Origin of the sequence: Rhodovulum sp. FJ3 (genome assembly GCF_032918305.1) — a bacterium.
Classification (GTDB): Bacteria; Pseudomonadota; Alphaproteobacteria; order Rhodobacterales; family Rhodobacteraceae; genus SAT37.
The window spans coordinates 777,477-796,444 of record NZ_JAWJUU010000001.1 but is presented as its reverse complement, the minus strand read 5'-3'; the positions used below and the strand labels follow the sequence as shown (position 1 = coordinate 796,444).

The 18,968-nt window shown below is 61.6% G+C and carries 21 protein-coding genes; 12 read left to right on the top strand and 9 right to left on the bottom strand.

All coding sequences use genetic code 11. From position 1 onward, the window contains the following. Window positions 1-6: 6 nt before the first annotated feature. From R1W00_RS04040 to R1W00_RS04010, 7 genes are all read right to left on the bottom strand, one after another. Entirely contained in the window at window positions 7-1,215 is a 1,209-nt protein-coding gene (locus R1W00_RS04040) for a CpaE family protein (RefSeq protein WP_317261427.1), read from the bottom strand. 12 nt (window positions 1,216-1,227) lie between these two features. Then, window positions 1,228-1,869, bottom strand: coding sequence for a TadE/TadG family type IV pilus assembly protein (locus R1W00_RS04035; protein WP_317261426.1), 642 nt, complete (start codon window positions 1,867-1,869; stop codon window positions 1,228-1,230). After that, the gene (locus tag R1W00_RS04030; protein WP_317261425.1) at window positions 1,866-2,348 is read right to left on the bottom strand and encodes a TadE/TadG family type IV pilus assembly protein; all 483 of its coding nucleotides are present in this window, start codon (window positions 2,346-2,348) and stop codon (window positions 1,866-1,868) included. Before R1W00_RS04030 ends, R1W00_RS04035 begins: the two co-directional genes overlap by 4 nt. A gap of 9 nt (window positions 2,349-2,357) precedes the next feature. Continuing rightward, a complete protein-coding gene (locus R1W00_RS04025; RefSeq protein WP_317261424.1) occupies window positions 2,358-3,818 on the bottom strand; it encodes a pilus assembly protein TadG-related protein in 1,461 nt (486 codons plus the stop codon). Window positions 3,819-3,824: 6 nt separating this feature from the next. Then, the gene (cpaB, locus tag R1W00_RS04020; RefSeq protein WP_317261423.1) at window positions 3,825-4,628 is read right to left on the bottom strand and encodes a Flp pilus assembly protein CpaB; all 804 of its coding nucleotides are present in this window, start codon (window positions 4,626-4,628) and stop codon (window positions 3,825-3,827) included. Window positions 4,629-4,736: 108 nt separating this feature from the next. After that, window positions 4,737-4,916 carry a hypothetical protein gene (locus R1W00_RS04015; RefSeq protein WP_317261422.1) on the bottom strand — a complete coding sequence of 60 codons (180 nt, stop codon included), beginning with the start codon at window positions 4,914-4,916 and terminating at the stop codon, window positions 4,737-4,739. Window positions 4,917-5,161: 245 nt separating this feature from the next. Next, window positions 5,162-6,154, bottom strand: coding sequence for a LysR substrate-binding domain-containing protein (locus R1W00_RS04010; protein WP_317261421.1), 993 nt, complete (start codon window positions 6,152-6,154; stop codon window positions 5,162-5,164). A gap of 176 nt (window positions 6,155-6,330) precedes the next feature. On the opposite strand from R1W00_RS04010, the gene R1W00_RS04005 reads away from it, so the two are divergent. The 7 genes from R1W00_RS04005 (at window position 6,331) to R1W00_RS03975 (ending at window position 12,132) form a co-directional block, all read left to right on the top strand. Continuing rightward, window positions 6,331-6,489 (top strand): hypothetical protein, encoded by a 159-nt coding sequence (locus tag R1W00_RS04005; protein WP_317261420.1) that lies wholly within the window; start codon window positions 6,331-6,333, stop codon window positions 6,487-6,489. A 2-nt stretch (window positions 6,490-6,491) separates the two neighbouring features. Next, complete coding sequence (hemP, locus tag R1W00_RS04000) at window positions 6,492-6,641, top strand: hemin uptake protein HemP (protein WP_410901525.1); 150 nt, start codon at window positions 6,492-6,494, stop codon at window positions 6,639-6,641. 41 nt (window positions 6,642-6,682) lie between these two features. After that, the gene (locus R1W00_RS03995; protein WP_317261419.1) at window positions 6,683-7,099 is read left to right on the top strand and encodes a hypothetical protein; all 417 of its coding nucleotides are present in this window, start codon (window positions 6,683-6,685) and stop codon (window positions 7,097-7,099) included. 29 nt (window positions 7,100-7,128) lie between these two features. Beyond that, window positions 7,129-8,397, top strand: coding sequence for an imelysin family protein (locus R1W00_RS03990; RefSeq protein ID WP_317261418.1), 1,269 nt, complete (start codon window positions 7,129-7,131; stop codon window positions 8,395-8,397). Between the two features lie 89 nt (window positions 8,398-8,486). Beyond that, window positions 8,487-10,058: a di-heme oxidoredictase family protein gene (locus R1W00_RS03985; RefSeq protein ID WP_410901524.1), complete on the top strand. Its 1,572-nt coding sequence runs from the start codon at window positions 8,487-8,489 to the stop codon at window positions 10,056-10,058. Continuing rightward, window positions 10,055-11,044: an imelysin family protein gene (locus R1W00_RS03980; RefSeq protein ID WP_317261417.1), complete on the top strand. Its 990-nt coding sequence runs from the start codon at window positions 10,055-10,057 to the stop codon at window positions 11,042-11,044. The genes R1W00_RS03985 and R1W00_RS03980 overlap by 4 nt, the downstream gene beginning before the upstream one ends. Before the next feature lie 2 nt (window positions 11,045-11,046). Next, window positions 11,047-12,132, top strand: coding sequence for a DUF1513 domain-containing protein (locus R1W00_RS03975; protein WP_317261416.1), 1,086 nt, complete (start codon window positions 11,047-11,049; stop codon window positions 12,130-12,132). Here the strand turns inward: R1W00_RS03975 and R1W00_RS03970 are convergent. Then, window positions 12,129-12,995: a 2-dehydro-3-deoxygalactonokinase gene (locus tag R1W00_RS03970; RefSeq protein WP_317261415.1), complete on the bottom strand. Its 867-nt coding sequence runs from the start codon at window positions 12,993-12,995 to the stop codon at window positions 12,129-12,131. The two genes, R1W00_RS03975 and R1W00_RS03970, sit on opposite strands and share 4 nt — an antisense overlap. A 163-nt stretch (window positions 12,996-13,158) precedes the next feature. On the opposite strand from R1W00_RS03970, the gene R1W00_RS03965 reads away from it, so the two are divergent. Beyond that, window positions 13,159-14,232: a DUF2793 domain-containing protein gene (locus R1W00_RS03965; RefSeq protein WP_317261414.1), complete on the top strand. Its 1,074-nt coding sequence runs from the start codon at window positions 13,159-13,161 to the stop codon at window positions 14,230-14,232. 3 nt (window positions 14,233-14,235) lie between these two features. Here the strand turns inward: R1W00_RS03965 and R1W00_RS03960 are convergent, their stop codons facing one another. Then, window positions 14,236-15,108 (bottom strand): MurR/RpiR family transcriptional regulator, encoded by an 873-nt coding sequence (locus R1W00_RS03960; protein WP_317261413.1) that lies wholly within the window; start codon window positions 15,106-15,108, stop codon window positions 14,236-14,238. Window positions 15,109-15,227: 119 nt separating this feature from the next. Between R1W00_RS03960 and R1W00_RS03955 the strand changes: the two genes are divergently transcribed. The 4 genes from R1W00_RS03955 to R1W00_RS03940 all read left to right on the top strand — a co-directional run bounded on the left by R1W00_RS03955 (window position 15,228) and on the right by R1W00_RS03940 (window position 18,945). Next, entirely contained in the window at window positions 15,228-16,019 is a 792-nt protein-coding gene (locus tag R1W00_RS03955; RefSeq protein WP_317261412.1) for an N-formylglutamate amidohydrolase, read from the top strand. Then, window positions 16,004-16,510, top strand: coding sequence for a TRAP transporter small permease subunit (locus tag R1W00_RS03950; RefSeq protein WP_317261411.1), 507 nt, complete (start codon window positions 16,004-16,006; stop codon window positions 16,508-16,510). The genes R1W00_RS03955 and R1W00_RS03950 overlap by 16 nt, the downstream gene beginning before the upstream one ends. Further along, a complete protein-coding gene (locus R1W00_RS03945) occupies window positions 16,510-17,832 on the top strand; it encodes a TRAP transporter large permease subunit (RefSeq protein ID WP_317261410.1) in 1,323 nt (440 codons plus the stop codon). The genes R1W00_RS03950 and R1W00_RS03945 overlap by 1 nt, the downstream gene beginning before the upstream one ends. Before the next feature lie 78 nt (window positions 17,833-17,910). Further along, window positions 17,911-18,945 carry a TRAP transporter substrate-binding protein gene (locus R1W00_RS03940; protein WP_317261409.1) on the top strand — a complete coding sequence of 345 codons (1,035 nt, stop codon included), beginning with the start codon at window positions 17,911-17,913 and terminating at the stop codon, window positions 18,943-18,945. Window positions 18,946-18,968 lie beyond the last annotated feature (23 nt).

Below are 18,968 nucleotides of genomic sequence, written 5' to 3'. Positions count from 1 at the left end.
TTGTGATCAGGCGCTTTGACGCGCGGTGGTTTGTTTCTGGGTGGTGCTGAGTGTGGCACGCACGTCCTTGGCCAGACGTTGGATGCCCTTGGTCAGACCGGCGCGACCGGCGACCTGCGATACGGGCACGCCGCGATCAATCGCCTCGCGCGCGGTTTTCGGGTCGGACGGCAGCCAATGTGACAGCGGCCGTTCCAGAACCTTGGCGGCCGCCTTGTGGTGGCTGCGTAAAACCATCGGGCGTTTCTCGAAATTGACGACCATCTCAATCGGCAGGGTCATCGCCTCTTCGGCGAAGGTGTCGATCAGGCGACGCGCCTGACGGATCGAGGGCACGCTGGTGTCGCTGACCATCAGCATCATATCGCTGGCCTCAAGCACCGCGCCCAGCCAGTCGACAACCACATGCGGCAGGTCCAGAACGACATAGTCGAACTGATCGGCCAGCAGGTTCAAAAAGCGCGCGATCTGATCACGGTTCAGCGCATCAAAAGGCACCATGCGCGACGGCGCGGCACAGACGGACAGGCCACCGGGACCGGCCTTGGCCCATTCCTGAATGATGGCGGGCGTTGGCATGTGGCCGCTGATCGCAAAGTCATAGAGGATTTCCGAGGTCTCGACCTCGAGGAAACTCGCGATATTGCCGAACTGGATGTCCAGATCGACAAGGGCAACCGACGGTTTCGGCTGACCCTTGGCATGGGATTGGCGCAGTTGATCGGCAAGGTTCACAGCCACAGTCGTGCCGCCAATGCCGCCGCGCGATTTCGAGACGGAAATGATCTTGCCGCGCTCGGGGCGCATGGGGGCGGTCATCAACAGCGGTCGTTGTAGCCATTTGCGCACCTGATCCTGCAATTCCGATCCCGACAGGCTATCGGGCAGGACATCGTCCACACCGGCCAGTGTCAGGAACCGCGCAATGGCCAAAGGCGTGTCCGCCTGTGTCAGGGCAAGGATCGCGGTATGGGCGGGGATTTCGGCGCGCAGGGCCTTGATCGCGGCGATGTCGCTCTCATCCACATTGTCCGTGCGCAGGACGACCATGTCGTGCTGGCTGGCCAGTTGGACCGCGCTGCCGTTCAGGGCGGACAGGGTGGTGTTGCGGTCCACCACATTGACCTCAGCCATGTCGCGCAGGGCGGCAAGGCCACTGTCGGAACTGCCCGCGTTCGGGGCGATATAGATGATGGAGGAGGGTGCTTCTGTCATGGCGCGGCCCCTTTAACCTGTGTTGCCGGTGGCCAGATCCTCAGCAGGCAACGAGACGCTGAGGTCGGGAAAGGAAATGCTCATCGCGGGCAGGTCGGGATCGTCGGCGGCACCGGTCATCCCCGCCAACGTGCCCAGAGGCGAAACAAAGGTGAAAGTCTGGTTGGTCAGCGTGACGGTCAGAACCGGTACGAACGGTCCACCCAAAAAGCCGAGGTTCGGATCAGAGGCATAGGTGAATTGCAAATCGGCGGCGGTCGCCCCGATGGGCAGAGCGCCCGAGATCAGCGGCCAGATCTCGGCGACCGTGTCGTTGGTTTCATCACCCGTGCACGTCACATCGGCGGGTTGCGAACAGACCGTCGATCCCGCACGGCAATTGGTGCCGTATTTCGGGGCGATCTCGCCATTGGGCACGACGCCGACCGTGTTGATCACCGCGACCCCGTCACAGGCAGGCGGGCGCACTGCGGCGATGCGCGCGGCGATCTGCAGGGCCTTTTCGGCGGTGACGACATGAAACGACAGACGGCCAAAGTCGATGATGCCAAAGAACAGCAACAGGAAGGCGGGCATGACCATGCCCAGCTCAACCAAGGTCGCGCCGCGCTCATCCCGCCAAAAGGCGCGCGTTATGCGGATCAGGGCGCTCATGTCCCCAAGACCCGTGCTTGGTCGGTGATCGACGTGCTCAGTGTGCCGTAGCTGGTGTTCACCAGAGAAAAAATCGCCGCCAGAGGAAAGGTGATTTCCATCCGCGCGGTGACGGTGGCAATCGCCGTGCGCCCGCCGCGCAGACCGCTGTCGATGCAGGTATAAGTCGGGGTGACGGACAGGATCGAAATCCCCGACGGGAAAAGGGCGGTGCCGTCCTTGGCGTTGGCGACGATCCCCTGCAGGGTGGCGCCACTGACGCCTAGCGATCCGCCGCTGTCACAGATGTCGCGGTTGCTGACCCGCGCGACATAGCGGGCCGCGTCGCGCACACCGGCGTGGGTCGCTTGATAGGCCCAGAACAGGCGCGCGCCCTCAATGACCACGCCGAACACCAGAACCATCACCGGCAACAGCATCGCGAATTCCGCAAGGATCGCACCGGATTGAGAGGTCAGGAAGGGTTTCACATCACGCATCATCGCCCCCTACCGGTACAGTTGGACAACGTCGCGGAAGATACCGCCGTCATCGCCATTGCCCGACCCGTCGCCACCGGCGCTGCCGATCACTTCGGCCCAGATATCAAGGGTCGGGGGGGACAGACCGTCATCGCCCACGGGCTCGGTCAGGAACAGTTTGACGAATTCCTCGACCGGCACGTCTTCGGCGGCACCGCCAAGGGGGTAGGCGTTGCAATCAATCGCGGCGGCCACAACCACGCGGCGGTCGGGATCGGTGGCCTGATGCATCGAACATTGCGGGCGACCGGTTTCGGCCTTGCCGATCAACAGGGGATTGGTCGAGGCCCCGCCACCGGCGGCGTCGATCTCGGCCTTGTAATAGTCATAACGGGTCAAGGCGCTTGGGTGCGGGTCGATGCCGCCATAGTTCGTCGCCACGTAATCCGCGCGGCCCAGCGACCAATCGCCATCGCCGTAGGTGTCGCAGGTCCCAAGCGTCAGGCAATCATCACGCGGAATGCCCACGGTGTCGGGCGAAATCGCCTCGTTATTGCCGATGCACTGGCCGCCACTTGCAGGGACGATGCCCTTGATCACATTGGGGGCGGGGGCATAGGCGGCGCTGTTGCGTTCGCCGTTCATGATCCCCTTGTAGATGTCGAACCGGACGTTAAAGATCGCGTCCTCGATCCCGACCTTCTGGCCCGGCTCAATATCCACCCCACGGATGGAAAAGCAGCGCGTGATCGACCCGTTTGCCCCGATCAGACAGCTGGTCAGGTTAACGCCTGTCTTGCCCGCGCAGGGGCCGTTGGGGTCGATCAGCGTGTCCTTGGGGTCGAGAAAACCGAAATCACCCGGGGCCCATGATGCGTCCTTGCCGCCCGAGCGCAGGCGGATCATGCGGCCGGTGCTGGCGTTCGCGTCAAAGCCCGCTTCGGGGATGCAGAACATCAACGGGGTGATGTCACAGGCGTATTGGGTGAAGCCCGCGACGGCGCTGGCCCGTGCGGTGCTGTCGGGGGCATCGGCGCCCGATAGGGCCGAAAACGCCGCGCCAAAGGTCAGGCCGACCTCGCGGGGCGTGATAACGGCGCGGGCATAAACCGCATCGCGGGCCTCGGTCGTCTGGGTGGTGATGGGGTTGCGATCGTCGTTCGGCAGGGCATCGTGAAAGGTCAGCGTCACGTCGGTATCGACCGACAGGGCCGCCGCGCCCGCGCCATAGGTTTGCGTGTCGGTGATCAATGCGGCGGCTGTGCGCGCGCGGATCAAAGCATCGGGATGCCCGTCCAGTTCGCCGGCGGCGGCCAGAGCTACCGCATCGGCAAAGGATTGCAGTTCGGTCTGCGTGGCGGCCACGCGACCCATGTCAAAGGACAGGGCGGCGATGCCCAGAAGCGCGGCAAAGGACACGCCCCAGACAGCCATCATCGATCCGGCGTCGTCATGAACGAGCCGCGTTATGCCGAACTGCGTTTTCATCGGATGTTACCGGATTTCTTCGCGGGTCAGGACATTGCCGCGACGGACCTTGATCGTCTTGACCGGATCGGTCACCGGCAGTGGCGAGCGCTCAATCATCAGATCGCTCAGACGGATGGAATCCAGCGGCGCGTCCTCGGTGGCCTCAAGCGTGCGCAGCGTCAGGCTGAGCGTGCCGGCCTCTTGCGCGAGGGCAAGGCGCTGACCCTGTTCGGGGGTGACCTCGACCGTGACGGTGCGGGCAACCTCGGGGGTGTCGGATTGTTCATCCGCGTCCTGATCCACACCGATGACACGGATGTTTTGCAGGATGGTCACGGCGCGCAGGTTCTCGTCGCGCCCTTGGGTCAACAGGATGTCCACGAAATCACCGGGGGTCACGAACCCGCCCACGGCGGTTTCGGCGTCGACCTTGACGGCCATGGCGCGATGGTTCGGGCCAAGGGTCTGCACGATGGTGACCTTTTCGCCGAACTTGGACACTTTGTTGGCTAGGATCAATTCGCCCTGTGCGATCGCGCGACGGGCGCGGCGACCCGGATCACCGGGGTTCGGCAACAGGTTCTCATAGCCCGTGAACACACCCGTGGGGACCGCTTGGCGGGGCCATTTGATGGTGGTCAGGGACTGGCTTTCGATTTCTTGACCGAATGCGATGTCTTGGCTGGCAACGACAACTTCGACCAAGGCATCGGCGGCGATTGTGTCGGCCTGTGCGGAATGGGCGTTGATCAGGTTGCTGGCAAGATAGGTAGAGCCCCCGGCAACCATCAGCCCTGCAAGGGCCAGAGAGAGTGATTTGGTACGCATACTCACACCTCGGTGTTACTGGTTAAAACAAAATGCGTGGCACCCGCTTAGGGGCTGTCGGGTGCCACGCCTGAAACCCCGCGCCAAAGGTCGCTTGGGTTTGCGGGATTAGTCGGGCATCGCGGTCCCGGCCGCCGTCATTGCGCCGGTGATTTCACCGCCCAGCAGCGACAGGGCAGCAACGCCGATGGTCACAGCCAGTGCCAGTGCGATGCCGTATTCAACAAGGGTGACGCCTTCGTCATCGTGACGCAGACGGATCAGGGTAGAAAGAATGAGTTCCCGCATAACAATACTCCTTACACAGCGAGGGACATACCGGAGGTCCGGCGATCTGCCTTGGCGGTTTGGGGCCGTTGGCATGTAGGATTAAACTACGCAGGCTGGGCGAGGTTCACATCGTCCGTGGCGGCGAAGAAATCGCGCATAGGTTGTATTATTTGCGCGCTAACGCTCGATTTGGGTGAAATCGGCGGGATATCGGGGAATCGGGTGTCAGATTCGAGGCCGTGGACGCGAGGGATTCGCGGGGCCTAGGTCATCCGTGTCGAACCGGGGGCGGTGGATTGCGAAATGTCTGTGGTCACGCTTTTGATTCCGTTGATATCCAGAATGCGGTCCACGGTCAGGGTGTGCGCTACGGCCTGTCCGCGTAGCCAGTCGTGGAACACCCGCACGGCGCGCCGTTGCAGGTGCCGGTTCGGACAGACCAGCCAATAGGCGTCATAGCGCAGGGCGGGGAACTGCGGCAGCATCGGCACCAACGCGCCGCTATCGACCAGTCCCGCCGTCAGGGCCAGCGATTCCAGAACCGCGCCCGCGCCATCGGCGGCCATTTGCAGGGCCATGGACGAGCGGTCGATCAACATCGTGCGCGTGTCCAGCGCCGGATCGAACCCGTTGCGCGACAGCCATGCCGACCATTGCACCACCGTGCGGGCGCTGTTGATCAGGCGGGCCTTTGTGATCATCTGCTCGGGCGTTTCACAGGTGCGGTGCAGGTGTTTCAGGTAATCAGGGCTGACCAGCGGGATGATCACGTCCTCGATCACCGGAATGCTGGACAGGCCCGGCCAGTCGCCCGCGCCATAGCGGATGTCGACGTCCATCACCTCGCGGTCGAAGTCGGTCGCATCGGGGGCCGCATCGACGCGCAGGTCCCATTCTGGGAATCGTTCGACGAAATCGGCCAGACGCGGACCCAGCCAGCGCACGCCAAAGCTGGGCGAGGCACGGATGCTCAGGCGGCGGCCCTCATGGATCTTGCCCAGATCACGGCGCGCATCGCGCAGGATGCGGATGGCGGACGAACTGGCCTGAAATAGCTGTTCGCCCTCTAGTGTCAGGCTCAGGCGCCGCCCGTCCCGCCGAAACAGGCGCAGGCCCATCTGTTGCTCAAGCAGCTTGATTTGTTGGCTGACCGCGCTGGGCGAGACCGACAATTCCACCGCCGCCTTGGACAGGGTGCCCCGCCGCGCAACGGTTTCGAAATAGAGATAGCTGTTGAGGCTGGGTTCTTTGGACATGGGACCGGCGTTGGAGGTGATGTGCCTATGAATGAGGCTTTGAGCTGAAATGCAAAGGAAAAAATTTCCGACTATAAAAGTCAGGATTGACATGTCCGACTGAATCAGTCAGGTAATGACCTATCCAAGCCATCCCTTCGGGAAAGCCAAGCAACCATTCCAATGAGGAGAGATTGATGTCTCTGCCGAAAAAGACCGACACGGGGCAAAGGGAAGCCTCGCGCGTTGTCTGCGATGATTGGTTCGATCTGGTCTCGCAGGTGTTCAACGGTGGCTTGGGCGCCGAGCCCCGCATCAATGCCGTTCTGGATTTCTACGAGGGGGCAAAACGATGAACATGCAGACCACGAATATTACGATGGAAACCGTGCCCTGCGTAGATGCGCGTCTGTTGACCCAAGGTGGCCAGACCGCGTCGATCGTTCTGGACGGTCAGGTTTACACCTTGCGCATCACCCGCGCGGGCAAGCTGATCCTCACGAAATGACGGCCCATGCCCCCATAACCGGCGGCGCCCCCGTCAGCACGATGGCCACCTTGCCCGGGCGTCAGGCCCTGATGGTGCGCTATCTACGGGATTGGTGCGACAGCGCCGATGGCCAAGTCCGCGTCTGGTCGGATCTGGCGACACGGCTTGGCCCCGCGCGGGGGCAGGCGGCGCTGAAGGCGTTTGAGGATATGGTGGCGATCCTGCTGGCGTTTGGACGCCGCCCGTTGGTGCGCCATCAGGCCAATTGCACCTGTGTCGGTTCGGACGAAGCCGTGGTCGCCCTGATGGTCAGCACCGCCGCAACAGGGGCCGAAGAAGAAGCCATGATGATTGGTGCGCTATTAGTGCGCGCCGACATGATCCGCCCGCTTGTGGACGCGGCGATGCGTCTGGGCGTCAACCTGCCAGAGAACGCGGCCGCACCGATTGGTGCGGTCAACACCACGAAACACTAAGACGACTATCTAGCTTACAGGAAAACAAGATGAAGAACGTAGCAACCACCGTTTCGGCGATTGCACTGGGTGCGGCGATGACCGCCGGTGCCGCACACGCAGGTCAGCAAGAGGTCCTGAACACCTATGCCGACATCGCCGATGCTGTTTACACCGACAGCCTGAGCACCGCGAAAACCCTACAAGAGGCGGTCAACGCCCTGGTCGCGGCCCCGTCGGCAGAAAACCTGCAGGCAGCCAAGGACGCATGGCTGGCGGCGCGCGTTCCCTATCAGCAGTCCGAGGTCTTCCGGTTCGGCAACGCGATCGTTGATGACTGGGAAGGTAAGGTCAACGCATGGCCGCTGGACGAGGGTCTGATCGACTATGTTGATGCGGCCTATGGTGGTGCGACCGACGAAAACACCTATGCGGTTCTGAACGTGGTTGCGACGCCGACCTTTACCCTGTCGGGTGCGGACATCGACGCCACCGCGATCACGCCCGCCCTGTTGGCCGAAAACCTGCATGAGGCCGACGCGGTCGAGGCGAACGTCGCCACCGGCTATCACGCGATTGAGTTTCTGCTGTGGGGGCAGGACCTGAACGGGACCGAGGCGGGCGCAGGCAACCGTCCGTGGACCGACTTTGCCGCTGGTGAAGACTGCACCAATGGCAACTGTGACCGTCGGGGCGAATACCTGACGGCAGCCACCGAATTGCTGGTTTCCGATCTGGAATGGATGGCGGCCCAATGGGGGGCCGAGGGTGAGGCACGCCAAACCCTGCTTGATGATCCCGACGCGGGGATCGTCGCCATCCTGACCGGCATGGGCAGCCTGTCCTATGGCGAACAAGCCGGCGAGCGGATGAAACTGGGCGTGCTGTTGAACGACCCCGAGGAAGAGCACGATTGTTTCTCGGACAACACGCACAACAGCCATTTCTATGACGGTTTGGGCATTCGCAACGTCTATGTGGGTGAATATGTCGGCGTAGACGGGCGCGTTGTGTCGGGCGAGAGCCTGTCGTCGCTGGTCGCGGCCGCAGATGCCGATGTTGACGCGGCTCTGAATGCGGCGCTGGACAAGACCATGTTCGAACTGGCCCAGATCAAGATCGCGGCCGAGGCGGGCTTCAGCTATGACATGATGCTGGAGCGGGGCAATGCCGAGGGTGAGGCGTTGATCCTGTCCGCTGTGGACGCGCTGGTCGGGCAGACCCGCGAGATTGAGCGCGCGGTTTCCGCCCTCGGCCTTGACCAAATCGGGTTTGAAGGCAGCGATAGCTTGGACAATCCCGACGCGGTGTTCCAATAAGACCAAAACGGGGGGCCAGATCGGCCCCCCGACCCCTTTGATGATCCCAGCCAGCGGTCGAACCGCGCCAGGAGTATCCGAAAATGACTATGGGTTCGCGTGCAGCAATGACTGCGTTCAATCTGGTTTTGGCCACCGGTATCGCGCTGGGGGCAGGGGCCGCAGGGGCCGAACCCGCGACCATCTGGGATGACCCGCATCTGTCGGTGATCCCGCGCACCGCCAAAGAGGCCGCGCGCATCGCCGCTGTCACCGCGCCGACCACCGATTTTTCCAAACCTGAATCCTTTGAAACCAACCCCGCCGGGGCCGCCACGGTGCGCGCCCGCACGGACGCCGACGCGTTTTCTCAGCCCTCGGGCAACATCGAATTCGCGCGCGAACTGGATTTCAAACTGGGCAACGGGTTGTTCAAAAAGCTCTGGGTGTCTTCGCCATCCTCGACCTTGGCGTCCGACGGGCTGGGACCCGTCTACAACGCGCGGTCCTGTCAGCGGTGCCACCTGAAAGACGGGCGGGGCCATACGCCGGTTGATGCCAGTGACGATGCGGTTTCGATGTTCCTGCGCGTGTCTGTGCCCGCCACCGAACAGGACCAGATGACCGCGATTGAGGCCTATCTGGCTGATCTGGGCGACACGACGCCCCGCACGCGCCCTGAACCCACCTATGGCGGCCAGTTTCAGGATTTCGGCATTGCCGGTCACGCGTCCGAGGGGCGGATGGTGATTGAATACACCGTTGAACCCGTTGAACTGGCCGAGGGCACCGTGGTTGAACTGCGCCGCCCGACCTATGGCGTGGCCGATCTGGGCTATGGCGCTATGGCTGAGGGCACGATGCTTTCGCCCCGCGTCGCCCCGCCGATGATCGGTTTGGGCCTGCTCGAGGCGATCCCCGCCGCCGACATCATCGCAAACGCCGATCCCGAGGACGCGGATGGCGACGGTATTTCGGGCAAACCTCAAATCGTTTGGTCCGCCGAGTTTGATCGCCCGATGCTGGGCCGGTTCGGATGGAAGGGCGGCAATCCCACCGTCCGTCAGCAAAGCGCCGAGGCCTTTGCCGGTGACATCGGGATTTCCAGCCCCCTCGTGAACCGCCCTCATGGCGATTGCACCACGGCCCAAGACGCCTGTGTCAGTGCCCCGCATGGCGATAATGATGATCGGGGGTTCGAGATTGACGCCGAGGGTCTCGACCTTGTGACCTTTTACAGCCGCAACTTGGCCGTGCCTGCGCGCCGCGACATTGAGGACCCGACCGTTTTGCAGGGCAAACAGGTGTTCTATGACGCCGGTTGCACCTCCTGCCACACGCCTAAATACGTCACCAGCCGCCTGAACGATCAGCCCGAGCAGAGCTTTCAACTGATCTGGCCCTATACGGACCTGCTCTTGCACGATATGGGTGCCGGTCTGGCCGACAACCGTCCCGAGGGGCGTGCGAACGGGCAGGAATGGAAAACGCCGCCCCTGTGGGGGATCGGTCTGACGGAACAAGTGAACGGCCATACGCAGTTTCTGCATGACGGGCGGGCGCGCAGTTTGCTAGAGGCTATTCTGTGGCACGGCGGTGAGGCCCAATCGGCCCGCGATCATGTGGTCGACCTGTCTGCCGAGGACCGGAATGCGCTGATAGAATTTTTGGAAAGCCTATGAAACATCTGATTTTTGCGGCTGCGGTCGTTGTCGCGGCACCTGCATATGCGGATGTAAAGGACGCGGTGGAAAACCACGCCCTGCCTGCGATTGACGCGTTCCATACGGCCGCAACGGATTTGTTTGAGGCCTCGATCCGTGACTGTCTGGCCGAGGCGATGGTCGATCCCTATAACGCCGCCTATGACGCGTGGATGGGCATGTCGCATCTGCAGGCAGGGCCGGTCGAAACGGGCGGGCGTGGTCTGGCGATTGCGTTTTGGCCGGATAAACGCGGCATGGTTCAGCGCACCGTGACCCGCATGGTGGCCGATCAGGACCCGATCGTGACGAACCCCGGCGAATTCGGTGAGGTGTCGATTGCGGGGCGGGGCCTGTTCGCGCTGGAATATCTGTTGTTCGATCCGGAACTGTCGATCTATCAGGCGGGGGATTACACCTGTGCCATGGTGCGCGCGATCAGTGCCGACATGGTCACCATGGCCGAAGATATCCAAGCCGAATGGACACAGGAGTATGGACCATCCCTGATCAATGCAGGGGCCGAGGGAAACACGCGGTTCTTGTCCCCGGTTGAGGCACAGCGCGCGATCTATACATCTATCGTGACGGGGTTGGAATTCACCGCCGATCAACGCCTTGGCCGCCCCCTTGGTACATTTGACACGCCCCGCCCCACGCGGGCCGAGGCGTGGCGATCCGCCCGCAGTTTGCGCAATGTCGAACTGTCCCTAAACGCGCTCTATGATCTGGCACAGGAATTTGCCGATGGGCCGACGCCCACGATGGACGCCGCATTTGAACGCGCGATGAACTCTGTTCAAAAATTCGGCGATCCGGTCTTTGCGCGGGTGGCGGACCCGCAGGGCTGGTTCGAGGCGGATGTGATGCGCCAATCGATCAAACAAGTCGAACAGGCAATCGCCACGGATATTGGAGAGCCGTTGGGGATCGCGGCCGGTTTCAACTCTTCGGACGGGGATTGATTATGCCAACGCGTCGTCAAGTACTTGGAACGTTTCTGGCCGGTTTGGCCGCCCCGCGCATCGGTTGGGCCGCGGCGGGTAGCCCTGTCTATCTGGGGGCCGCGAAAGAGGCCGATGGGCAATTCGCCTTGTTCGGTCTGGATGAGGCGGGCGCGGATATTTTCCGCATCCCGCTGCCTGATCGTGGTCATGCCGCCGCCTGTCACCCGACTGTGCCCGAGGCCGTGGCCTTTGCCCGCCGTCCGGGTCGGTTCGCGATTGTTCTGGATTGCGTCACGGGGCAGGTCACGCACCAGATGGATGCGCCCGACGGGCATCATTTCTATGGCCACGGTGTTTTCATCGACGGCGGCGATATCCTTGCCACGACCGAGAACCATATCGACAGCGGGCAGGGCCGGATCGGCCTGTGGTCGCGGTCCCAAGGGTACAAACGCATTGGCGAATTCGCCTCGCACGGGATTGGCCCCCACGATATCCGCCGGTTGGATGGGGACGTGTTGGTCGTTGCGAATGGCGGGATCCTGACCCACCCCGATCACGGGCGGGACAAGCTGAACCTCGATACGATGCGCCCGAACCTTGCCTACCTGTCGAGCACGGGTGAGGTGCTGGACATGGTCGAACTGGACCCCGAGTTGCACCACGCGTCGATCCGCCATCTGGCGGTGCGCGGGGATGGATTGGTCGCCTTTGCCATGCAATGGGAAGGTGATGCATTAGATGTTGTGCCCCTGTTGGGCCTGCATCGTCGCGGCGACGCGCCCATCCTGGCCGAGGCCGATTATGCAGAACAGCGCGCGATGAACGGCTATGCCGGGTCCATCTCGTTTGACGGGATCGACGGGCGAACCGTGGCGATCACCTCGCCCCGTGGGGGACGCGTGCACCGGTTTGACGATCGCGGCACGTTCCTGTCGTCGTTCGCGCGCGCGGATGTCTGTGGTCTTGCACCCGCGCTGAACGGCTTTGTCATCAGCGACGGTTTGGGCGGGTTCAGCGGGCTGTGCGACGGTCGTGTGCGTCCACTGCACCTGTCCGATGGGCGGGCGTGGGACAACCACCTGATCAAGGTTGAGGCGGTTTAATCCGCCTCAGGTTTGTGGTTTCGAGACGCGGTCAGGCCCTTGGGGATCAGACCGTCGACCGAGGCGCGCTCAACCATCGCGCCCGCGTCTTGCAGGGCGGCGAGATAGGCCTCGGTCAGCGCGCCGTCGCCGAGAACCACCACCATCTGGCCCAGCCAATAGGCCCGCGCACCGGCCAGTTCGACGCCGATCACCGTGCCCGCGATACCGGCGGCAAGGTCGCTTGCGCCTTTGGGGTTCAGGACCTGCTCTGCGCGCAAAGTCGCAAGGCGCGATGCCATCCGGTGCGGGTTCGACATCGCATCCTGAACGGCGTTCAAAAACGTGGGCCGGTCAAAGTCGTTGGTCAGGGGCGGTGCTAGGGACGCGATCAATTCGCCACTGACAAAGGACTGAAAACTGACGATTTCCTCGGCGCTGATGTGGCACCATTTCGTGGCTGGACCGGGGACGCACAGGATGCCGTCGAATTTCGGATGATCTGCGAGATAGCCCGCGATCAACGCCGCGGTCCCCTGCATTATATCGGCGGGCTGATCCTGTGACACGTTGGGGATCAAGTAGATGGAAAGACGCGGATCGCCGCCGGTTGCGTCAACAGGCGACAGCTCTGCCGGTTTGCACGGCACCGGCACAAACCCCGCGCCAAGGGCCACGGGTGCACCGCCGACCACGACTGGAGTTGTGCCCGACAGGAACGGCTCGATATGGGGCAGGATCGCGGCGCAAAACCCAGAGATGTCCGCCACAGGTGTCCCCAAGGGCACGTCGATCTGGTCCAGAACAGCGTCGCCGTCGCCCATCATCCAGATGGTCAATGCGTCCGCGCGCCAGTCTACCGCGATCCAGTGTGCCTGTGTCATTGCCGGTTCCTCTGTCGATACATCCAAGCCGAGATAGGCCAAAACACCCCGCGCGAAAAGGGGGCGTTCCTTAACCGGGCGTTAACACCTCGCCCGCGCGCCTTACCCCGTTCTTACCATTTTCACCCACGGTTCGGGCGATGCTTTTTAACCGGGGAATCCGATGTCTGACAGTTCCGATAAATTGAACCTGCCGTATATTCAGCCCTCACAGGCGCAAAAACATGTGACCCATAATGAGGCGATCCGCATTCTGGATGTGCTGACCCAGATGAGCGTGCAAAGCGACGATAACACCGCCCCGCCGGGGGGCGCCGTGGACGGGGACAGCCATATTGTGCCGCTGGGCGGACAGTTCGATTGGGCCGGTCAGGACGGCAAGATCGCCACGTTGCAGGACGGGTCGTGGCAGTTTCTGACGCCCGCCGCAGGGTGGCGCGCCTATGTCGCCGCACGCGGGGCGATGGTGATCTATGACGGCGCGGCGTGGGGTGCCCTTGGGGTGTCCGAGGTGCAGAACGCCGATCTGATCGGGCTGAACACCACCGCCGATGGCGCCAACCCGTTTTCGGCCAAGGTCAACTCGGCCCTGTGGACGGCCCTGCCCGTGGCCGATGGGGGCAGCGGTGATATCCGCATGACGATGAACAAGGACACGGCCGGCGACGATGTCGGCATGGTGTTCCAGACGGGCTATGTCACCAAGGCGCTACTGGGGTGTTTCGGGTCGGATGCGATGCGCCTGTCGGTGTCGCAGGACGGGTCGGCGTTCTTTGACGGGATTTCGATTGATCCCGCGACGGGGATCGCATCGCAGCCGCAACTGCCGCGCGCGATTGCCTATACGAACTACGACAACTGGCTGGACAGTGCGGGGTGGACGACGGTCGGTCTGAACAACGCCGATTACAATGCCCAAGGTGTGTTTAACGGCGCGACCAATGCGTTCACCGCGCCGGTGGCGGGGACGTATCAGATTGGCGCGACACTGGCCTATCAACAGGACAGCACGGCGGCGGGCATCCGCGGGCGTCTGGTTCTGAACGGCGCGACACAACTGCGCGGTGGACGGGCGGAACTGCCTGTCGGGATCACAAGCGGCGAGGCGGTTCTGCACCTACAGACGCTTGTGTCGCTGTCCGCCGGTGATGTGGTCACGCTGCAGGGGCAGGGGGTTGGTGCACCCGTTTATGCGGCGGCGGATCAGACCACGATTTGGATCGCCAAAATCGGCTGATCCTCAGGTGAATTTCCGGAAAAACCGTGTCTGATTGAACATCTCTTCGAGTTTTTCCATGCGCGGGCGGGTCTGGTCCCAGTTCCGCTCGCGTACTGCGGAAATGATCGTTTCCAGCAACAGCAACGTCACCACATTCGAATCCCACGCAGACGGCACGACGATCCGGCTGTTGAAACTGGCCCGTGCCAGACGGTGGATGGGCGAGCGCCATTGATCCGTGAACAGGATGATCTCGGCCCCCTGTTCGCGGGCCATTTCGGCCAGCTTGAGCGTGCTGTTTTCATACCGGCGCACGTCGAAAATCACCAAGACATCGCCGGGTTTGATGTCCAGCAGGTAATGCGGCCACGTGTTCGAATTTGAATGGAAATTCACCACTCCGGCGCGGATCATCTGCATGTGCATGTAGAAATATTCTGCCAATGCATGCGTGATCCGACCGCCCACGACGTTGATCGTGCGGTCCTGATCGGCCAACAGATCACAGGCCTGATCGAACATCTCCATATCAATCTGGCCAAGGGATTGGCGGATGTTGCCAATCACGGCCTCGGTGAACCGGTTCAAGATATGCCCATCCGGTGCCTGTTCAGCCCATAGATCGTGCTTGGTGATCGGACCCGAGATTTTCGCCTCAAGTTCCGCGCGCAGGGCATTCTGGAAATCGGGAAAGCCCTTGAAACCCAGCTTTTGCACCATGCGCGCGACGGTGGGCGATGACACATCCGCCGCCTGCGCCACCGTGGTGATCGAGCCCATGCCCGACATCGGATAATTCTCAAGGATCGTGTGGGCCAACTGACGTTCGGCCCGTGTCAGGTCGTCAAGACGGGACTGAAGCAGTTCGGCAATGCTGTCTGGGGTGTCTCTCACGTCGTGCCCTTTTTTTCTACATATACCAACAGGCCATCCCCTCTTGAAGAGAAGTTTTCAGAATTTCAGTTGACAGGTCAAGCGAGTCTGGAGAAATCTTTTCAGCAGGCGAGGGTCTGATGAAAAATAGTCAAAAACTGGAATGTACGGACAAAGCTGTTGACGTGTGGAACCCCGAGGGGCGCGCGCCGGTGGTGTTTGTGTGCGAACACGCCAGTAATTTCTTTCCGCCCGAGTTTGACGCGCTGGGTTTGGACGCGGCCGCGCAGGTGTCCCACATCGCGTGGGATCCGGGTGCCTTGGCGGTGGCCATGGGGTTGGCCGATCGGTTTGATGCGCCTTTGGTCCATGCCTGTGCGTCGCGGTTGCTTTATGATTGTAACCGCCCGCCCGAGGCCGCCGATGCAATCCCTGCGCGCAGCGAGATGACCGATGTCCCCGGCAATATCGACCTGAGCGCCGATCAACGCGCGGCCCGTGTTGCTCGGTTTTACGACCCGTTCTGCACCAAACTGGCCGCGGTTCTGGAGACGCAGAACCCCGCTGCGATGATCACCCTCCACAGCTTTACCCCCGTTTACAAAGGGCAGGCGCGCGCGGTCGAACTGGGCATTCTGCACGACGATGACGCACGGTTGGCCGATGCGATGTTGGCCCATGCGGATGAGACCAAGATGGTGACCCTGCGCAACGAGCCCTATGGGCCGGCGGACGGGGTGACGCATACGTTAAAGCTGCACGCGATGGCGCGGGGCATCGCCAATGTGATGATCGAAATCCGCAATGACCTGTTGGTCACAGAGGCGCAACAGGACGCGGTTACGGATGACCTGTACCGCATGATCCGCGCGGCGATGGCCGATATCGGTCACCCCCTGAAAGAGGAGGCCGAGCCATGCCCAAAATCATAAGCCACTATGTGCGTATCGTGGATGCGGTGAATTACCGGATTGGCCGGATCATGATGTACGGGATTTTCGTCATGATGGGCATTTTACTGTGGTCGTCGATTTCCAAGACGTTTTTCCTGCCGTCCCTCTGGACGCTGGAAATGGCGCAGTTTGCATTGGTCGCCTATTACATCATGGGCGGGCCGTATTCGTTGCAACTGGGCTCAAACGTGCGGATGGACCTGTTTTATGCGGAATGGTCGGACCGCAAGAAGGCGTGGTTTGACAGTTTCACCATCCTGCTGTTGATGTTCTATCTGGGCGTCCTGCTCTACGGCGCGATCGATAGCACCGCCTATTCCCTACAGTATAATGAGCGCAGCCCGACCGCATGGCGGCCCTATCTCTGGCCGATCAAGGTGACGCTGTGCGTGGGTATCTTCCTGATGCTGCTCCAAGCCATTTCTGAACTGTGCAAAGACATCGCCAAGATCCGTGGGGTTGAATTGTAATGTCCTACGAGATGATCGCCATTTTGATGTTTTCATCCATGATGCTGATGCTGCTGACCGGTCAGCGGGTGTTCGGCGCGATTGGCGGGGTGGCGGTGATTGCCGCGCTGGCCCTGTGGGGGCAGGGGGGATCGGTGATTCCGTTCTCGTCCACGATGAAGCTGATGAAATGGTATCCGCTGCTGACTCTGCCGATGTTCATCTTCATGGGCTATGTTCTGTCCGAGAGCAAAATCGCCGATGATCTGTACAAGATGTTCCATGTCTGGATGGGGCCGGTGCAGGGCGGATTGGCCATTGGTACGATCGGGTTGATGGTTCTGATTTCCGCGATGAACGGCTTGTCCGTGGCGGGGATGGCGATCGGGGCGACGATTGCCCTGCCGGAACTGTTGCGCCGTGGGTATGACAAACGCATGGTGACAGGCGTCATTCAGGCGGGGTCCAGTTTGGGCATCCTTGTGCCGCCGTCTGTGGTTCTGGTTCTTTATGCGATGATCGCGCGCCAGCCGGTTGGCCAGCTGTGGCTGGCGGGGATCGTGCCGGGCCTGATGATGGCCGCGCTGTTCGTGATTTACATCGTGGTCCGCTGCCGGTTGCAGCCCGAGTTGGGCCCGACCCTGCCGCCCGAAGAGCGCAATGTCTCCCGCGCGGAAAAGCTGCGCCTGTTGCGGGCCGGTTTGCTGCCCCTGATCATTTTCGCCGCGATGATGGTGCCGTTTATCAACGGCTGGACGTCCTTGGTGGAAAGTTCGGCCATTGGTGCGCTGACCGCGTTTTTGGCGGCGGTGATCAAGCGGCGCATGACCCGCGAGGTGTTCGAGGTCTCGGTGCGTCAGACGCTGGCGATCACGTGCATGTTCATGTGGATCATTCTGGCCGCACTGGGTTTTGGGGCGGTGTTTGACGGCCTTGGGGCGGTGCGCGCGATTGATACCCTGTTTACGGAACGCCTTGGCCTTGATCCGTGGATGATCCTGATCCTGATGCAGCTCAGCTTTATCATCATGGGCACGTTTCTGGATGACACGGCGATGCTGGTGATTGTGGCGCCGCTTTATGTGCCGTTGGTCAAGGTGCTTGGGTTCGATCTGATCTGGTACGGGGTGCTTTACACGATCACGACCCAGATCGCCTATATGACGCCGCCGTTCGGCTATAACCTGTTTTTGATGCGCGCGATGGCCCCGCCGGAAATCGGCATGCGGGACATCTATGCGTCGATCCTGCCCTTTGTTCTGGTGATGGTGTTCGCGCTGATCCTTGTGATGGCGTTCCCGCAAATCGCCCTGTGGCTGCCGCATTACGTGTACGGACTTTAACAAACGGCCCTGAGAATTCGGGGCGGAAAAGAGCGGGCAAACCCGCCGTTTCAAAACGACCAACATGGAGAAGAACAGATGACGACAAGACGTAAGTTCCTACAGACCGCCGGTCTGGCCGGTGCCGCCGGATTGGCCGCACCCGCCGTTCATGCGCAGTCCACGATCAAATGGCGGATGCAGACCTATGCCGGTGCTGCACTTGCCGAACATGTGGTGAAACCCGCCATCGACAGCTTTAACAAGATCGCCGGCGATCAGATGCAGATCGAACTGTACTATGCCGATCAGCTGGTCCCGACGGGCGAATTGTTCCGCGCGATGCAGCAGGGCACGATCGACGCGGTGCAATCCGACGACGACTCGATGGCCTCGCCCACCGAGGTCACCGTGTTCGGCGGCTATTTCCCCTTCGCCAGCCGCTATAGCCTCGACGTACCGGTTCTGTTCAACCAATACGGCCTGAACGAAATCTGGGACGCGGAATATTCCAAGGTCGGTGTCAAACACATCAGCGCGGGCTCGTGGGATCCCTGTCATTTCGCGACCAAGGACCCGATCAACAGCCTTGCCGATCTCAAGGGCAAGCGCGTCTTTACCTTCCCGACCGCCGGTCGCTTTCTGTCGCAGTTCGGCGTCGTGCCGGTCACCCTGCCGTGGGAAGACATCGAGGTCGCGGTCCAGACGGGCGAGCTTGACGGGATCGCATGGTCGGGCATCACCGAGGATTACACGGTCGGTTGGGCCGATGTGACCAACTACTTCCTGACCAACAACATCTCGGGCGCATGGATCGGGCATTTCTTTGCCAACCAAGACCGCTGGAACGAGGTGCCGCCGCATCTGCAGGAACTGCTCAAGGTCTGCATGGAGCAATCGCACTATTACCGTCAGTGGTGGTATTGGGGTGGTGAGGCCGCGCTGCGCGTCAACGGCACCAAGATGCAGCTGACCTCTATCCCCGACGCTGAATGGGAGCAGGTCGAGGCCGCCGCCCAGACCTTCTGGGAAGAGATCGCCGCCGAGAGCGAGACCAAGGCCAAAGTGGTGGAGATCTTCCGCCAATATAACGCCGATATGCAAAAGGCTGGTCGTCCGTACCGCTACGGCTAATCTGACATTGCGGGGTGCCGTTC

What these genes read in the sequence shown, in the direction of transcription:
- R1W00_RS03975 (WP_317261416.1), top strand. Translation starts at nt 11,047, where the DNA reads ATGCCAACGCGTCGTCAAGTACTTGGAACGTTTCTGGCCGGTTTGGCC.
- R1W00_RS03945 (WP_317261410.1), top strand. Translation starts at nt 16,510, where the DNA reads ATGTCCTACGAGATGATCGCCATTTTGATGTTTTCATCCATGATGCTG.
- R1W00_RS04015 (WP_317261422.1), bottom strand. Translation starts at nt 4,916, where the DNA reads ATGCGGGAACTCATTCTTTCTACCCTGATCCGTCTGCGTCACGATGAC.
- R1W00_RS04030 (WP_317261425.1), bottom strand. Translation starts at nt 2,348, where the DNA reads ATGCGTGATGTGAAACCCTTCCTGACCTCTCAATCCGGTGCGATCCTT.
- R1W00_RS03950 (WP_317261411.1), top strand. Translation starts at nt 16,004, where the DNA reads ATGCCCAAAATCATAAGCCACTATGTGCGTATCGTGGATGCGGTGAAT.
- R1W00_RS03990 (WP_317261418.1), top strand. Translation starts at nt 7,129, where the DNA reads ATGAAGAACGTAGCAACCACCGTTTCGGCGATTGCACTGGGTGCGGCG.
- R1W00_RS03980 (WP_317261417.1), top strand. Translation starts at nt 10,055, where the DNA reads ATGAAACATCTGATTTTTGCGGCTGCGGTCGTTGTCGCGGCACCTGCA.
- R1W00_RS03970 (WP_317261415.1), bottom strand. Translation starts at nt 12,995, where the DNA reads ATGACACAGGCACACTGGATCGCGGTAGACTGGCGCGCGGACGCATTG.
- R1W00_RS03995 (WP_317261419.1), top strand. Translation starts at nt 6,683, where the DNA reads ATGGCCACCTTGCCCGGGCGTCAGGCCCTGATGGTGCGCTATCTACGG.
- R1W00_RS03955 (WP_317261412.1), top strand. Translation starts at nt 15,228, where the DNA reads ATGAAAAATAGTCAAAAACTGGAATGTACGGACAAAGCTGTTGACGTG.
- R1W00_RS04040 (WP_317261427.1), bottom strand. Translation starts at nt 1,215, where the DNA reads ATGACAGAAGCACCCTCCTCCATCATCTATATCGCCCCGAACGCGGGC.
- R1W00_RS04005 (WP_317261420.1), top strand. Translation starts at nt 6,331, where the DNA reads ATGTCTCTGCCGAAAAAGACCGACACGGGGCAAAGGGAAGCCTCGCGC.
- cpaB (WP_317261423.1), bottom strand. Translation starts at nt 4,628, where the DNA reads ATGCGTACCAAATCACTCTCTCTGGCCCTTGCAGGGCTGATGGTTGCC.
- R1W00_RS04010 (WP_317261421.1), bottom strand. Translation starts at nt 6,154, where the DNA reads ATGTCCAAAGAACCCAGCCTCAACAGCTATCTCTATTTCGAAACCGTT.
- R1W00_RS03985 (WP_410901524.1), top strand. Translation starts at nt 8,487, where the DNA reads ATGGGTTCGCGTGCAGCAATGACTGCGTTCAATCTGGTTTTGGCCACC.
- R1W00_RS04025 (WP_317261424.1), bottom strand. Translation starts at nt 3,818, where the DNA reads ATGAAAACGCAGTTCGGCATAACGCGGCTCGTTCATGACGACGCCGGA.
- hemP (WP_410901525.1), top strand. Translation starts at nt 6,492, where the DNA reads ATGCAGACCACGAATATTACGATGGAAACCGTGCCCTGCGTAGATGCG.
- R1W00_RS04035 (WP_317261426.1), bottom strand. Translation starts at nt 1,869, where the DNA reads ATGAGCGCCCTGATCCGCATAACGCGCGCCTTTTGGCGGGATGAGCGC.
- R1W00_RS03940 (WP_317261409.1), top strand. Translation starts at nt 17,911, where the DNA reads ATGACGACAAGACGTAAGTTCCTACAGACCGCCGGTCTGGCCGGTGCC.
- R1W00_RS03965 (WP_317261414.1), top strand. Translation starts at nt 13,159, where the DNA reads ATGTCTGACAGTTCCGATAAATTGAACCTGCCGTATATTCAGCCCTCA.